A 15,071-nucleotide genomic window follows, 5' to 3' on the forward strand; every position below is an offset into this window, starting at 1 on the left:
GCCCAGCCCGGGGGACTAAAGTCGGAGGCATGGCTTCCGAAGACACGGACGACGACAAGAAGGTGGGCGAGCCCAACACTCAGGGCCCGGCCGAGGCCGCGCCTGCGGACCCGCAGATCGCCGCCGCCGTAGCCGCCGCCGAAGCGGCCACCGTCTCGAACGGCGAGAGCGTGCGTCTCGACAGCTGGATCTGGTCCGTCCGTCTGGCCAAGACCCGCTCGGCGGCCGCCGCCGCCTGCCGCGGCGGGCACGTCCGCGTGAACGATGAGCGCGTGAAGCCCGCGTACACCGTGCGCGTCGGCGACGAGGTACGCGTACGGCAGGAGGGCTGGGAGCGGGTCGTCGTCGTGAAGCGGCTGATCCGCAAGCGCGTCGGCGCCCCGGTGGCGGCCCAGTGCTACGTCGACAACAGCCCGCCGCCCCCGCCCCGCCAGATCATCGCCCCGGCCGGCATCCGCGACCGCGGCACGGGCCGCCCGACCAAACGGGACCGCCGTGAGATGGAACGGCTGCGAGGGATCGGCGGGCTTCCGCCCGAGAGCCCGTAAGCGTGCGAGGGCGGTGCCGGGCGGCTCCCCTGTGGCCGCCCGACACCGCCGTCCCTCGCCGCACGTACGGCTCGGGTCACACCCTTCGTCGTACGAGATTCAGCAGATCCGTGTTGTGTGCGCGCCGCGCCCAGGCGATGAGGGCGAGGGGCACGATCAGGATGAGCGGGGTCAGCGCGTTCTCCCCGTCGAAGACGGTGAACTGGACGACGGACGCGCCCACCATCAGCCCGCTGAGCGCGATCGCCGACACCGACTGGAGCATCGGGATCAACAGGGCGACGGCTCCGGCGAGTTCGAGCGATCCGATGATGTACATGCCCGCACTGCCCCAGCCGATCCTGTCGAAGGCCTCGGCGGCCGTCGGGTGGGCGATCAGCTTGGGCAGGGCGCTCGCGAAGGCGTAGAAGAGGGCCAGCAGGACCTGAAGGCCGAGCAGGGAGATACGGGCGCGGCGGCCTCGGGGGGTCGCGGACTCGGCGATGACGGGAGCGGCGATCTCGGACATGGGGGTCTCCTGTGGGAAGCGGTCGGTGTTGCTGTCTGTTGTCTCTGTTGCTGTCACAGAGGTAGACCGGACCGTGTCCCCGAACTCATCGCCGCTCGGCGGGTTTTCGCACAACCCCACGCTCAACCAGCCCGCTACGACAACGGGAACCAGCCGTGCCCGACGTACCAGTGGCCGCCCGCCCGCAGATGGTCGCCGACCGCCCGCTCGACGGAGGTGCGGCGTGGCAGGTCGTTCACCGGCCGGTCCGCGTCGCCGAAGACGAACCTGACGGGTTCGGTGTCGGCGGGCTCCTCGTCCTCGTGGTCGAGCCGGAAGCGTTCCTGGAAGCGGACGATGTTCGAGTCCGCCGCGAGGTACTGCTTCAACTGCGGGTCCAGCAGCCAGGAATGACAGACCGCGGCCGCGTTGCGCTCCTCCGGGTAGTACAGGGCGAAGAACTCCCGGGCCAGCGCGAGGGAACGGTCGCAGGCGGCCGGTGACAGCGGCCCGAGGAAGTCGGGAATGTGCAGGCTCAGGCAGGGCGTGTCCGGGGCCACATCCTGCCCGGCCGCCGCGAGCACCCGCGCCGTATGCTGCCCGAGCCGCGCCCGCTCGAACTGCAGCCGGCCCAGCTGGTACAGCTCGCCGCGGAAGTGGCGGACCAGCCACCACGGCACGAGCACCCCGCCCGTGCCGTGCCGCCTGCGGTGCACCGCCATGTTGCGTCCCAGGTCGGCGAGGGTACGGCGGGAGACGTCGGCCGGGATGCCCCGCTCGCGGTGGTACGCGCGCGTGTGCGGGAGCGCCGCGAGGAACACGTAGACGGAGAAGTAGCGGCCCAGCGCCGCCGGGGCCCCGGCGAGCTGCTCACCGAGCCGCGCTCCCCGGCCGGCGGTGTCCCCGACCTCGCCGATGTCCCGCACCAGGTCCGCGACGCACTCCTCCAGGAGCCGCAGGGCACCGGGGTCCTGTACCAACACCCCTCGCAGCCGGACGAGTTCGTTGATGTCCTCGTGGGGTACGGCGAGGTCGAGAAGAACCTCCGGCAGTTCGTCGGCGTGCGGAAGCACAGCGCGATCCCTCCCCGTGTCGAGCCTTGTCGAGGTCTGGTCGAGGTCTGGTCGAGGCCTCGTCGAGCCTTTGGCGAGCGTCCGCACCGAGAGTACGTTGCAAGTAGGAGTGATGATCCGGATGCGTACGGGCAGTGAGCCGACGACAGCGCGCAGTGCACTGCGGCTGCGCTTCTGGCTGAGCGTGTGGGGGCTGATCTGGGCGGCTTTCGGCACGGTCGCGTTCGCCCTCGCCGGGCGGCCGGGGTGGGCGGTCGCCTGCGGGGTGCTGTGGCTGGTCGTCACCGTCGACCTGGCCATGATCCTCAGGCACATCCGCCAGGGCCCGCACTACCAGCCGGGCCGAGACATCCCGCCATATCGACCGCCGGACCACCACGGCACGTAAGGCACGCGGGTCCTTGGCTACGAGCCCTACGAGGTTTACGAGGGCCTACGAGTCGAAGCGCGCCGCTTCCAGGAACTCCGGCTTCGGATCGAGTGCCGCCGCCAGCCGGAAGTGCCGCTTGGCCTGGTCCGGCCGCCCCTGGCGCTCATAGGTGCGGGCCAGCGCGAAGTGCGCGAACGCGTTGGCCGGCTCACGCTCCAGGACGAGGGTGAACTCCAGCTCGGCGGGCCGCAGTTGCGCGGCGGCGAAGAAGGCGCGGGCGCGCAGCAGCCGGGCCGCCGTGTTGTCCGGATGCGCGGCTATCACTCCGTCGAGCAGCTTCACCGCGCCCCGCGGGTCCCGCGCGGCGAGCAGATGCTCCGCGGCGCGGAAGTCAATGACATGCGTCTCCGGAGTACGTCCGGTCGATCCGCTGGTCTCGGGCACGGCAAAGTCCTTCCCTCACTCCACAGCTTCAACGCCCGGCGGGCGGCAGGGATTCCCGGTCACCGCGGACTTGGATCGGCTCCTACCCCGCCCCGTGCGCCCGCAGTACAAGATCCGCCCACACCTCCTCCACCCGCCGCTGCAGCTCCGTCAGCGGTACGTCGTTGTCGATGACGACGTCCGCGATCTTCAGGCGTTGCTCGCGGGTGGCCTGGGCGGCCATGCGCGCGCGTGCGTCCTCCTCGGTCATGCCGCGCAGCCGGACGAGCCGGTCGAGCTGGGTCTCGGGACTGGCGTCGACGACGATCACGAGGTCGTAGAGGGGCGTCAGGGAGTTCTCGGCGAGGAGGGGGACGTCGTGGATGACGACGGCGTCCTCGGCAGCGGTGTCCTCCAGCTCGCGGGAGCGGGCGCCGACCAGGGGGTGGACGATCGAGTTCAGCAGGGCCAGCTTCTCGGGGTCGGCGAAGACGATGGAGCCCAGCTTGGGCCGGTCCAGGCTGCCGTCCGGCGCGAGCACGTCCGCGCCGAAGGCCTCGACGACCGCCGCGAGCCCGGGAGTCCCCGGCGCGACGACCTCGCGCGCGATGCGGTCCGCGTCGATGAGAACGGCACCGCGCTCGACGAGCAGCCGCGACACTTCGCTCTTGCCGGCGCCGATCCCACCGGTCAGGCCCACTTTCAGCATGTGCCGCAGCTTAGGGCCTGCCGCTGACAGCGCGCCCAAGAGGGCACACGGCAGCGCGTCCGACCCGACAGCGGGCCGGAGTTGCCTCAGTCAGTTGTCGCCCTCGCGTTCCGCCAGGAAGCGTTCGAACTCGCGGCCGATCTCGTCCGCCGACGGGATGTCGACGGGCTCGGCGAGCATGTTGCCCCGGGACTCGGCGCCCGCGGCGGCGTCGTACTGGTGCTCAAGGCCCTGGACGAGCGCGACGAGCTCCTCGTCGCCCTCCTGGATCTGGCGGTCGATCTCCGTCTGCGTACGGTGTGCGTCCGTGCGCAGGGTGTGTGCGATGGCGGGGAGGACCAGGCCGGTCGCGGCCGTGATGGACTCCAGGACCGTCAGCGCCGCGTCCGGGTAGGCGGAGCGGGCGATGTAGTGCGGGACGTGGGCCGCGACGCCCAGGACGTCGTGCCCGCCCTCGATGAGGCGGAACTCGACGAGCGACTCGGCGCTGCCGGGGACCTGCGCCTCGTCGAAGGGGCTGCGGTGGCCGGGCACCAGGTCGGCGCGGTTGCCGTGCGGGGTGAGGCCCACGGGGCGGGTGTGCGGGACGCCCATGGGGATGCCGTGGAAGTTCACGGACAGCCGGACGCCGAGCCGCTCCACGACCTGCTGGACGGCCTGGGCGAAGCGCTCCCACTCCACGTCCGGCTCGGGCCCGGACAGCAGCAGGAAGGGCGCTCCGGTGGCGTCCTGGACGAGCCGCACGTCGATCGTGGGCTCCTCGTAGTCCGTCCACTCGTCGCGCTTGAAGGTGAGCAGCGGGCGGCGGGCGCGGTAGTCCACGAGCCGGTCGTGGTCGAAGGTGGCCACGAGTTGGTGGGGCAGCGAGTCGAGAAGGGCGTCGACGATCTGGTCGCCCGTCTCTCCCGCGTCGATGTATCCGTCGAAGTGGTAGAGCATGACAAGGCCGGCCGACTCCTGGGCGAGCGCCATGTCGACGACTGCCAGGCCTTTCGGCTCCCACGTGTACAAACCCTGCGGATCAAGCATCGGTGACCGCTCCTCCTCGTGTTCGTACTCCACAACGCGGTACAGGGCGCAAGCATTCCCAGCCCGCGCCCTGATCAGCCGTCTTTTACCGCGTTCTCATGGGTGACGTCGTCGGTTACCTCGTGGGTTACGCCGACAGCACACGCGCGTGGAGGGCGGTCACCGCCTTGCGCGCGGACGCGAAGGCGCCGTGCTGCCAGGCGTCGGTGTAGCTGAGCCAGTCACCCGCGAAGTAGACGCGTCCCGTCGGTTCGTTGAGCGGCTTGTAGCGCGCGTCGTCGGGGCCGCCGGGGGTGTCGTGCCAGGCGGCCTCCAGGTGCGGGGTCTGCCGCCAGTGGTGGGAGAAGGAGGAGGCGAGCTCGGTGCGGTACTTCTCGCCGTAGATCTTCACACCGGCGGCCACCGCCCGCGCCTCGCGCTGCTTGGGGGTGAGCTTGGCGTACGCGTCCGCGCCGTCGCCGTAGTTGTAGTAGCCGATGAGGACACCGCGCTCGGCGTGGAAGCCGTAGGAGGGGTGCCAGATGTGGACGACGTCCTGATCGGTCTCGGTGATGCCGCCGTAGATGTCGTGGTCGAGCTCCCACCAGCGGGACTTGTACTCCAGGCCGATCTTGGCGGCGGAGGACGGGGTGATCGCCTCCAGCGCGGTCTGTACGCCGGTGCCGAGATTGTGCGGGATCTTGGCGAGGATGTTGGGCGGGAGGGCGCCGATGCAGTAGTCGGCGTCGACGACCTTCGTACGGCCGCCCTGGGTGTAGGTGACGGTGACACCGCTGCCGGTGTCGGTGATGTCGGAGACGACGGCCCCGGTACGGACCCGGTGGGCGCCGATCGCCTTGGTGAGCGCCTTGGGTATCTGGTCCATGCCGCCGACGGGCTGGAACATCAGCATGGCCTGGTCGAAGCCGAACTCGAAGGAGAAGTACCGGCCGACGCCGCTGGCGAACACGTCGGAGGCGCTGGGGACATCACCGAGCAGCACACCCGGGGTCCCGGCGGCGGCCGGCACCACGGAGTATCCGCGGCGCTCCCCACCCTCGTACGCCAGCGTGTCCCCGAGTTCGCCCCAGTCCTTGAGGAACTCGACGAGCCGCTCCTGGTCGGCGGCCGTCAACTCCTTGTCCAAGGCGCCCTTGTCGGTGGCCTTGGCGAGCAACTCCGAGACGTATCCGTAGACATCGGCTTTGGCGGTGCGGTACCGCACCGGCTTCGTCATGCCGGCCGACTCGTTGTAGATGTAGGCATCGGCGTTGACGTTGGTGAACACCTCGATGGGGACGCCGAGTTCACGACAGTAGTCGAGGGTGACCATCCACTGCGGGATACGGGCGGGCCCGGCGTTCATGTAGTGGCCGTCGGCGAAACGGGCGGTCTGCTTGTTGCCGTACAGGTCGGTGGTCGAATCCCCGCCCCGCACGGTGAAGTTGCGTCCGCCGGTGCGATCCCTGGCCTCCAGGACCGTACAGTCGTAGCCGGCCTTGCCGAGTTCGTACGCGGCCGCGAGTCCCGCGATCCCGCCCCCGACGATGACGACCTTCGCGGCACCGCGCCCGGTGAGCGTGAAATCGCCGGCACTGAGCGCCCGGAAGGACTGCTCCCGCTGGGCCGCCTGCGCGGTCGGGGCGAGCCCGAGCGCCCCCATGGTGGCGAACATCGTGCCCGCCCCACTGGCCACCCCCACATTCCGCAAAAACGCCCGCCGACTCGTCCCCGACCCGGTTTGAGGTTGCACCATGACTGGACTCCCCTTTCGATCATGAACGACCGAGGAAGCCTCCCAACGCCGAGTTACGGCAGCCTGGTTACTGGTGTATCCCACAAGTTTCTACAACGGGGGCAAGACCAACTCCCAAAGGGGCGCGGGGAACTGCGCGACAAGCCACAGACGGCCTGCAGTGAACCGACGACCGAAGCACACAAGTGTGAGGGCCCGCGCCTCGAAAGGTACGGGCCCTCAGCAAACTGCTAAGCCTCAGCGGTTAGCGTTCCGCGTCAGCTCTGGCCACCAGCAAGCTTCTCTCGCAGCGCGGCCAGCGCCTCGTCAGAGGCCAGCGCACCGGAGGTGTCCGCACCCTCGGAGGAGTACGACCCGCCACCGGACACGACCGGAGCCGCACCCGCCGCGTCGCCGCCCTCGGCGGCAGCAGCGGCGTCCGCCTCGCGGGACTTGATGACCTGAGCCTGGTGCTGCTCGAAGCGCTGCTGCGCCTCGGCGTACTGGTGCTCCCAGGCCTCGCGCTGGGTCTCGTAGCCCTCGAGCCAGTCGTTGGTCTCGGGGTCGAAGCCCTCCGGGTAGATGTAGTTGCCCTGGTCGTCGTACGACGCGGCCATGCCGTACAGCGTCGGGTCGAACTCGACCGAGGCCGGGTCGGCACCGAAGGACTCGTTGGCCTGCTTGAGGGACAGCGAGATCCGGCGACGCTCGAGGTCGATGTCGATGACCTTGACGAAGATCTCGTCGTTGACCTGGACGACCTGCTCCGGGATCTCCACGTGGCGCTCGGCCAGCTCGGAGATGTGGACCAGACCCTCGATGCCCTCGTCGACGCGGACGAACGCACCGAACGGAACCAGCTTCGTGACCTTGCCGGGCACGACCTGGCCGATCTGGTGGGTCCGGGCGAACTGCTGCCACGGGTCTTCCTGCGTCGCCTTCAGCGACAGGGAGACACGCTCGCGGTCCATGTCGACGTCGAGGACCTCGACGGTGACTTCCTGGCCGACCTCGACAACCTCGGACGGGTGGTCGATGTGCTTCCAGGACAGCTCGGAGACGTGAACCAGACCGTCGACGCCACCCAGGTCCACGAACGCACCGAAGTTGACGATCGAGGAGACGACGCCGGAACGGACCTGACCCTTCTGGAGGGTCGTGAGGAACGTCTGGCGGACCTCGGACTGGGTCTGCTCCAGCCAGGCACGGCGGGACAGGACCACGTTGTTGCGGTTCTTGTCCAGCTCGATGATCTTGGCCTCGAGCTCCTTGCCCACGTAGGGCTGGAGGTCGCGAACACGGCGCATCTCGACCAGGGAGGCCGGGAGGAAGCCGCGGAGGCCGATGTCGAGGATGAGACCACCCTTGACGACCTCGATGACGGTACCGGTGACGATGCCGTCCTCTTCCTTGATCTTCTCGATGGTGCCCCAAGCACGCTCGTACTGGGCGCGCTTCTTCGAGAGGATCAGGCGGCCTTCCTTGTCCTCCTTCTGGAGAACAAGGGCCTCGATCTCGTCGCCGACCTTGACGACCTCGTTCGGGTCGACGTCGTGCTTGATCGAGAGCTCACGGCTCGGGATGACACCTTCGGTCTTGTAACCGATGTCGAGGAGAACCTCGTCCCGGTCAACCTTGACGATGACGCCGTCGACGATGTCGCCATCGTTGAAGTACTTGATCGTCTCGTCGATAGCGGCGAGGAATGCTTCCTCGTTACCGATGTCGTTGACCGCAACCTGCGGGGTGGTGGCGGTGGTCTCGGTGCTGCTCGTCATGTGGGAAAGGGCTCCGGTACGGACATTGAGTCGTAGGTACTGCTACGCCGGGAACCCGTGATCGCTCTGAAGAAGCCGGACAGCCAAGGAAGCGCCACACCAGGAAATTCCGGTGGCGCCTCGACAACCGAGGGGACATACGACAGATGCGAGCGCAGCCTGCTACGTCTGAGGTGCGCAGGCTCGCAGCGCAACTTGTAGCATACGGGGGCAGCCAGGCAGGGTCAATGCGCGAAGGCGCACACCCGGGGCGGATCGCCGCATACCCGGCACAAAACCTGTCTCATGAGGCCACGCAGGCCGTAGGACGCCTCTTTCGTGACGCCCCCGAGACGGGTTGAGACGGAAGAGTACGACGAGGGAGCCGATCATCCAAGAGCCCGTAGAGATCGAAACGGTCGAGCCCGACGAGCACGACGAGTCCGACGAGCCGGAAGCCACCCGGCGTGCGGCCGGTGTCACGGAGAGTTCCCGGGCCAACCGGGGCTGGTGGGACCGGAACGCGGACGAGTACCAGGTCGAGCACGGCACGTTCCTCGGCGACGACCGGTTCGTGTGGGGTCCCGAGGGCCTCGACGAGGTGGAGGCCGAGCTGCTCGGCCCCGTGGAGGACCTCAAGGGCAAGGACGTCCTGGAGATCGGCGCCGGCGCGGCCCAGTGCTCGCGCTGGCTGACCGCGCAGGGCGCCCGTCCGGTGGCCCTGGACCTCTCCCACCGCCAGCTCCAGCACGCCCTGCGCATCGGCGGCTCCTTCCCCCTCGTCCAGGCGGACGCCGGCGCCCTCCCCTTCGCGGACGGCTCCTTCGACCTGGCGTGCTCGGCGTACGGGGCGCTGCCCTTCGTGGCCGACCCGGTGCTGGTGCTGCGCGAGGTGCGCCGGGTGCTGCGCCGGGGCGGGCGTTTCGTCTTCTCCACGACCCACCCGATCCGCTGGTCGTTCCCGGACGAACCCGGGCCCGAGGGGCTGAGCGTCTCGGCCTCCTACTTCGACCGCACGCCGTACGTCGAGCAGGACGACGACGGCCGGGCGGTGTACGTCGAGCACCACAGGACGCTCGGGGACCGCGTCCGGGACATCGTCGCGGCGGACCTTCGGCTGGTGGACCTGGTCGAGCCGGAGTGGCCGGCCTGGAACAGCGCCGAGTGGGGCGGCTGGTCGCCGCTGCGCGGCGGCCTGATCCCGGGGACGGCGATCTTCGTGTGCGAGCGCGACTGAGTCGCGACGGGGCTGCACGCGCGCGTACGACACTGGGGTCGTGATCCGCTACGACGCCCTGGACGCCCTGCCCGTTCGTGCCGCCCTGCCCGCTCTGAGCGACGCCCTGACCTCGCACGGCACCGCGGTCCTGGTGGCGCCGCCCGGAACGGGCAAGACGACCCTCGTGCCGCTCGCCCTCGCCGGGCTGCTCGGGGACGGACCCGCGCGGCGCGTGGTCGTGGCCGAGCCACGGCGGATCGCGGCGCGGGCGGCGGCCCGGCGGATGGCGTGGCTGCTGGGCGAGAAGGTCGGCGGGAGCGTCGGGTACACCGTGCGCGGCGAGCGGGTCGTGGGGCGGCACGCACGCGTGGAGGTCGTCACGACCGGCGTGCTGCTCCAACGGCTGCAGCGGGACCAGGAGCTCGCGGGCGTGGACGTGGTGGTGCTCGACGAGTGCCATGAGCGGCATCTGGACGCGGACACGGTGGCGGCGTTCCTGTGGGACGTACGGGAGACCCTGCGGCCGGAGCTGCGGCTGGTGGCCGCGTCCGCGACGACGGACGCGCAGGGGTGGGCGCGGCTGCTGGGCGGGGCGCCGGTGGTCGAGGCGGCGGGTGTCTCGTACCCGGTCGAGGTGGTGTGGGCGCCGCCGGTACGTCCCGTACGGCCGCCGCACGGCATGCGCGTGGACCCGGCGCAGCTGGCGCATGTGGCGTCGGTGGTGCGGCGGGCGCTGAGCGAACGGGCGGGGGACGTCCTGTGCTTTCTGCCCGGGGTGGGGGAAATCGCGCGCGTGGCCGGTCAGTTGGGGTCGCTCGGCGAGGTGGAGGTGCTCCAGGTGCACGGGCGGGCGCCGGCGGCCGTCCAGGACGCGGTGCTGTCCCCCGCTGCTGGGCGCCGGGTGGTCCTGGCGACATCCGTGGCCGAGTCCTCGCTGACGGTGCCGGGTGTGCGGGTGGTCGTCGACTCCGGGCTGGCGCGGGAGCCGCGGGTCGACCACGCGCGCGGGCTGAGCGCGCTGGCGACGGTACGGGCCTCGCAGGCGGCGGGGCGGCAGCGGGCGGGGCGGGCCGGGCGCGAGGCGCCGGGTGCGGTGTACCGGTGCTGGGCGGAGGCCGAGGACGCGCGTCTGCCGCGTTTTCCGTCGCCGGAGATAAAGGTGGCCGACCTGACGGCGTTCGCCCTGCAGACGGCTTGCTGGGGGGATCCTGACGCGTCCGGGCTGGCGCTGCTGGATGCTCCGCCGGGGGGAGCGATGGCGGCGGCGCGGTCGGTGTTGTCGGCGATCGGCGCGGTGGACTCCGTCGGTCGGGCCACGGAACGGGGTTTGCGTCTTGCTCGGCTGGGGTTGCACCCGCGATTGGGCCGGGCGTTGCTGGATGCCGGCGCGGACCGGGCTGCCGAGGTGGTGGCGCTGTTGAGTGAGGAGGCGCCGCGGGAGTACGGGGATGATCTCGGGGCTGCTTTGCGGGGTGCTCGGCGTGGGGGTGACGCCTATGCGGGGCGGTGGCGAGCGGAGGTACGGCGTCTGCGGGCCGCCGCGACAGACTTTTCCCACCCACCCGCCGGTGGCTCTGATCCGGTGGAGGTGAACACCGAAGCTGCGCGCGCCGCGAGCTCCGGGGAGGACAGGCTTGTTGGGCTGGTTGCCGCTCTCGCCTTTCCCGAGCGGCTTGCCAAAGCTGACGGTGGTTCTTACCTCATGGTCTCCGGGACTCGGGCCGAGCTGCGAGATGGCTCGGCCCTGCGTGGGGCGCCCTGGATTGCCGTTGCCGTTGCCGATCGGCCCGTCGGTAAAGGGCACGCGCGTGTGCAGCTCGCCGCCGTTGTCGACGAGGAGCTGGCTCGGCTCGCCGCTGCCTCGCTGTACTCCGAGGGGCAGGAGGTGCACTGGGCCGACGGGGATGTTGTCGCGCGGCGGGTGGAGCGGTTGGGGGCTGTTGAGCTGGCGGTACGGCCCTTGCGGGACGCCGCCCCCAACCTCGTACGGGAAGCGCTTCTTGAAGGGCTGCGGCAGGAAGGGGTCGGGGTGTTGCGCTGGTCGGCCGAGGCCGACCTACTGCGGCAGCGGTTGGCCTTTTTGTGGCTGCAAATTGGTGCGCCCTGGCCCGATGTCTCTGACGACGCTCTCCTCGCGCGCGTGGACGAGTGGTTGGAGCCGGAGTTCGGGCGGGCGCGGCGGCGGGCCGATCTCGGGCGGATCCAGGCCGGGGAGGCGCTCGGCCGGCTGCTGCCCTGGGCCTCCGGGGAGGCCGCGCGGCTCGACGAACTCGCGCCGGAGCGGATCGCCGTGCCGAGTGGGTCCAGAATCCGGATCGACTACGCCAACCCCGAACAGCCGGTGCTGGCGGTGAAGTTGCAGGAGATGTTCGGGCTCCAGGAGTCGCCCGTCGTGTGCGGGGTGCCGGTTCTCGTGCATCTGCTCTCACCCGCCGGGCGGCCCGCCGCCGTCACCGCCGACCTCGCCTCCTTCTGGAAGGACGGCTACAAGGGCGTACGGGCGGAGCTGCGCGGTCGGTATCCGAAGCATCCGTGGCCCGAGGATCCCGCCACCGCCGAGCCCACCCGGCACACCAACGCGCGGCTCAGGCGCTGACCGGCTCGGGCGCGGAGTTCTCGACGGGTCGGGGTTCGCCGGGGCGGCGGCTGCGTGCCTCCAGGTAGAGGGAGAGCGACAGCAGCAGGATGCCCAGGGTCGCGAAGCCCCAGGGGAGGTACGACGTCAGCATGAGGACGAGGGTGCGGTTGGACTTGACCAGGTCGACGGTGTGCTCGATGTAGTCCTCGCGCATCTTCACGTGGCCGGCGAACGCCGTCACCTTGTCGCGGTCACCGAGCAGAGTGCCGCCGCGGAGTTCCTCCTTGTGGATCTCCTCGCCGTAGACGGGGGCTCCGGTGACGGGTTCGACCCAGAACTTGCGGACCGTCGTGTACCAGCGGGTGGTGCCGGTCTTGGCCAGTTGCTCGGGGGTGACGCCCGCGATGGGCAGCTTCTTGGGCCACTTCACCTGCGTCCAGGGGATGGTCTGCTCGAAGTAGTAGACCTCCAGGCCACGGAAGTTCTGGGTGCCCTTGTAGTGGATGGGGGCGGTGGTGCGGGCCTGGGCGTCGAAGTACTCGTAGTCCCGTTTCTCGGTCAGGAAGGGCCACTTGAATTCGAGGCCCTCGCGTTTCACCGGGTCGCCGTCGACCATCTCGCCTGTGGCGTGGATCGGTTCCTGGGTGTGGGCGTCGAAGATGTAGCGCTCGGGGATGTAGGCGACCTGCTCGCCGTCGGGGCCCTGGGCGTAGGACAGGCCGTCCCAGACGACGACGTCCCGGCCCAGCGTCTTCTCGATCTTCTCGGAGGCCTCGACGTTGCCCTTGAGGGTCTGCACGATGGTGACCTTGGAGACCTTCTTGACCTGCATCGAGTTGTCCATGAGGGTGGCGTCCTTCGCCTCCAGGACCATGTCCTGGTACTGGTTCGCCGGGATCTTGGCGAGGCGCGGGAAGGCGTACCAGCGCAGCATGGGGGACAGCGCCGCGAAGAACACGGCGAGGGCGAGCAGGATCAGACTGGCCTTGCGGCGCATCTCGGCCTCCCCAGAGCGGTCTACAGAGCGGTCTACGGGTGTGCGGGCACCGTCGTCAGCAGGGGCTTGGGGGACGTCTTGCCCGTCGTCGACCCCATCGCGGTGATCGTGAGGACCAGGGCGAGCGCGACGGCGAGGCCGATCGCGGCGGCGATGAGGGCGCGCATGCCTGCCTCCCGACGGAGTGAAACTGATAGGTCATCAGATCCGGCACCGTAGCAACGGGTGGGCGAGATGAGAACACGTTGCACGCACAGACGAGGGGCGCCCTTTCCGCCGTAGCGAAAAGAGCGCCCCTGACGCTGCGGTACCTAGGGGGTGGCGCTCTCCGAGGTGCTGGCGCTGGGCGACGGGCTCGCCGAGGAGTCCGCCGCGGCCGCCACGGTCAGCTCGACCGTGATGGTCGCGCCGCCCGCGGTGTCGATGCGGAGCAGGAACGTGCCGGTGGTGTCGTCCGCGTACAGCTTCGGCAGCTTGAGCAGGCCGTTCTCGTCCGTCACGAGGCCGGTCAGGGTGCGTACGGTGTTGCCGTCCGCGTCCTTGAAGTAGGGGCCCTTGTCGTTCTCGGTCGCGTCGTCCGCCGACTTGATGAGGGTCGCGGTGGCGGCGACCTTGTCGGCGACGGCTCCGCCGTACGTCGCCTTCACCTCGACCTGGTCCGCGAACTCGCCGCCCGGGGTGCAGGTCAGCGCGGTGTCGCTGGTGCGGGCGAGGGTGTCGGCGGCGCGCGCGGTGACGGTGGCGGCGTAGTCGAGGCCGGTGACCGTGCGGCCCACGACGGTGGCGCGGACGGTGAAGTCGCCCGTCGTCTCGCCCGCCTGCAGCGTGGGCGCGACGGCGATGCCGGCGGTGTTGGTGACGACCGTGGCGACGGACTCGCCGCCGGTGAAGGTGGCGTCGGTGTCGCCGACGATCGTGAACCGGATCCTGACCTTGCCGACCGCCGTACCGGCCGCGGTCTCGGCACGGGTGCTGATCTTCTTCGTGAACGCGTCGCCCGCCATCGCGGTGAGCTTCGCCGTGCCCGCGTCCTCCAGGTGGTTCACCGTGTCGGTGGGCGTCGAGGTGCTCGGCGGAGTCGGGCTCGGGCTCGGGCTGGTGGAACCGCCGGTCTCGCCCGGCTCGGGGCTCGGCGAGCTCGTGGCCGGGTCGGTGGGCGACGGCGAGGTGGTCGCCCCGTCGTTGTCGTCGCTGCGGTTGTCCGGCAGGGTGCCCGTGCCGTCGGGGACCTCGTGGGTGCCCTTGCGGTAGTACTCCAGCCACGACAGGACCGTGTTCAGGTAGTCCGTCGAGTTGTTGTAGCTGAGGATCGCGCTGCTGAGGTCGGTCTCCGTGGACAGGTCCCAGCCGTACCGGCACAGGTAGTGGCCGGCCGCGAGCGCGGCGTCGTAGACGTTGTTGGGGTCCTTCTTGCCGTCGCCGTTGCCGTCCCGGCCCGCCCACGCCCAGGTGGAGGGGATGAACTGCATGGGGCCGACGGCCTGGTCGTACGCGCTGTTGCCGTCGTACTCGCCGTTGTCGGTGTCCCTGATGAGCGCGAAGCCGTTGCCGTCGAGCTCGGGGCCGAGGATCGGCGAGATCGTGGTGCCGTTCGCGTCGACGCGGCCGCCGCGGGCCTGGCCCGACTCGACCTTGCCGATGGCGGCGAGGAGTTCCCAGGGCAGGTTGCAGCCGGGCTTCGCCTCGCCGAGTGCGGCGGCCGCCTTCTTGTAGGCGTCGAGGACGGTCGCGGGTATGCCCGCCTCGGCCGCGCCCACGGAGACAGGGGTGCCGATGGTCGGCGAGGGGCTCGGGCTGTTGAGGGGCGGCAGGTCCGTGTAGTACGGCGAGTTGCCGGTGGCGCTGTCGTCGGTGCTCGCGTCGGGCGTGGACTGGGTGTCGCCGGCGCTCTGTCTGCCGGTGTCGCCGTCACCCCCCGTCAGCCCCGGAGCCTGGGACGCGGCCAGAGCCGCGACCGCGAGCGCGGCCACAGCTGTATTCGCCGCTCCCTTGCGCAGCCGCCTGCCGAATTGCGCCGCCATAAAAAGAACCCCTCCCATGGACGCCCGGCCGCCCGTCCGTCCGCCGACTTTTGTCGTCTGTTCCGTCCGCGCTCCCCGGCACGGCGACCCAGGTGACCCTACGACAACTTCCCTTACGTGGGCACCGGTTCGTGCCCGGTTTTCAC

The 15,071-nt window shown here is 70.2% G+C and carries 14 protein-coding genes; 4 read left to right on the forward strand and 10 right to left on the reverse strand.

The genetic code is table 11. The features are described 5' to 3' along the window. Nucleotides 1-29 precede the first annotated feature (29 nt). On the forward strand, nucleotides 30-548 hold the full coding sequence (locus tag AC5DRG_RS13525) for an RNA-binding S4 domain-containing protein (RefSeq protein WP_491810552.1): 519 nt from the start codon (nucleotides 30-32) through the stop codon (nucleotides 546-548). Nucleotides 549-624: 76 nt separating this feature from the next. Here the strand turns inward: AC5DRG_RS13525 and AC5DRG_RS13530 are convergent, their stop codons facing one another. Together AC5DRG_RS13530 and AC5DRG_RS13535 are read right to left on the reverse strand one after the other, a co-directional pair. Beyond that, entirely contained in the window at nucleotides 625-1,056 is a 432-nt protein-coding gene (locus AC5DRG_RS13530) for a DoxX family protein (RefSeq protein WP_491810554.1), read from the reverse strand. A 134-nt stretch (nucleotides 1,057-1,190) separates the two neighbouring features. Further along, entirely contained in the window at nucleotides 1,191-2,108 is a 918-nt protein-coding gene (locus tag AC5DRG_RS13535) for an acyltransferase domain-containing protein (RefSeq protein WP_491810555.1), read from the reverse strand. A gap of 112 nt (nucleotides 2,109-2,220) precedes the next feature. Between AC5DRG_RS13535 and AC5DRG_RS13540 the strand changes: the two genes are divergently transcribed. Beyond that, complete coding sequence (locus AC5DRG_RS13540; RefSeq protein WP_491810557.1) at nucleotides 2,221-2,496, forward strand: DUF6343 family protein; 276 nt, start codon at nucleotides 2,221-2,223, stop codon at nucleotides 2,494-2,496. A gap of 45 nt (nucleotides 2,497-2,541) precedes the next feature. Here the strand turns inward: AC5DRG_RS13540 and AC5DRG_RS13545 are convergent, their stop codons facing one another. The 5 genes from AC5DRG_RS13545 to rpsA form a co-directional block, all read right to left on the reverse strand. Continuing rightward, nucleotides 2,542-2,922 (reverse strand): tetratricopeptide repeat protein, encoded by a 381-nt coding sequence (locus tag AC5DRG_RS13545; RefSeq protein ID WP_491810559.1) that lies wholly within the window; start codon nucleotides 2,920-2,922, stop codon nucleotides 2,542-2,544. Nucleotides 2,923-3,004: 82 nt separating this feature from the next. After that, entirely contained in the window at nucleotides 3,005-3,610 is a 606-nt protein-coding gene (gene coaE / locus AC5DRG_RS13550; protein ID WP_491810561.1) for a dephospho-CoA kinase, read from the reverse strand. Nucleotides 3,611-3,700: 90 nt separating this feature from the next. Next, nucleotides 3,701-4,639, reverse strand: a complete 939-nt coding sequence (locus AC5DRG_RS13555) for a PAC2 family protein (RefSeq protein ID WP_491810562.1) — start codon at nucleotides 4,637-4,639, stop codon at nucleotides 3,701-3,703. Between the two features lie 127 nt (nucleotides 4,640-4,766). After that, a complete protein-coding gene (locus AC5DRG_RS13560) occupies nucleotides 4,767-6,293 on the reverse strand; it encodes a flavin monoamine oxidase family protein (protein WP_491813030.1) in 1,527 nt (508 codons plus the stop codon). Between the two features lie 338 nt (nucleotides 6,294-6,631). Continuing rightward, nucleotides 6,632-8,131 carry a 30S ribosomal protein S1 gene (gene rpsA, locus AC5DRG_RS13565; protein WP_491810564.1) on the reverse strand — a complete coding sequence of 500 codons (1,500 nt, stop codon included), beginning with the start codon at nucleotides 8,129-8,131 and terminating at the stop codon, nucleotides 6,632-6,634. 337 nt (nucleotides 8,132-8,468) lie between these two features. Between rpsA and AC5DRG_RS13570 the strand changes: the two genes are divergently transcribed. Together AC5DRG_RS13570 and hrpB are read left to right on the forward strand one after the other, a co-directional pair. After that, a complete protein-coding gene (locus tag AC5DRG_RS13570; protein WP_491810566.1) occupies nucleotides 8,469-9,347 on the forward strand; it encodes a class I SAM-dependent methyltransferase in 879 nt (292 codons plus the stop codon). 40 nt (nucleotides 9,348-9,387) lie between these two features. Then, nucleotides 9,388-11,925 (forward strand): ATP-dependent helicase HrpB, encoded by a 2,538-nt coding sequence (gene hrpB / locus AC5DRG_RS13575; RefSeq protein WP_491810567.1) that lies wholly within the window; start codon nucleotides 9,388-9,390, stop codon nucleotides 11,923-11,925. Here the strand turns inward: hrpB and pgfA are convergent. The 3 genes from pgfA to AC5DRG_RS13590 all read right to left on the reverse strand — a co-directional run bounded on the left by pgfA (nucleotide 11,915) and on the right by AC5DRG_RS13590 (nucleotide 14,925). Further along, nucleotides 11,915-12,904, reverse strand: a complete 990-nt coding sequence (gene pgfA, locus AC5DRG_RS13580) for a cell envelope lipid trafficking protein PgfA (protein ID WP_491810569.1) — start codon at nucleotides 12,902-12,904, stop codon at nucleotides 11,915-11,917. The two genes, hrpB and pgfA, sit on opposite strands and share 11 nt — an antisense overlap. 32 nt (nucleotides 12,905-12,936) lie before the next feature. Next, entirely contained in the window at nucleotides 12,937-13,071 is a 135-nt protein-coding gene (locus AC5DRG_RS13585) for an SPW_0924 family protein (RefSeq protein ID WP_491810571.1), read from the reverse strand. 144 nt (nucleotides 13,072-13,215) lie between these two features. After that, the gene (locus AC5DRG_RS13590; protein ID WP_491810573.1) at nucleotides 13,216-14,925 is read right to left on the reverse strand and encodes a lytic transglycosylase domain-containing protein; all 1,710 of its coding nucleotides are present in this window, start codon (nucleotides 14,923-14,925) and stop codon (nucleotides 13,216-13,218) included. Nucleotides 14,926-15,071: the final 146 nt, after the last annotated feature.

The organism is Streptomyces sp. JLBG701 (assembly GCF_058544905.1).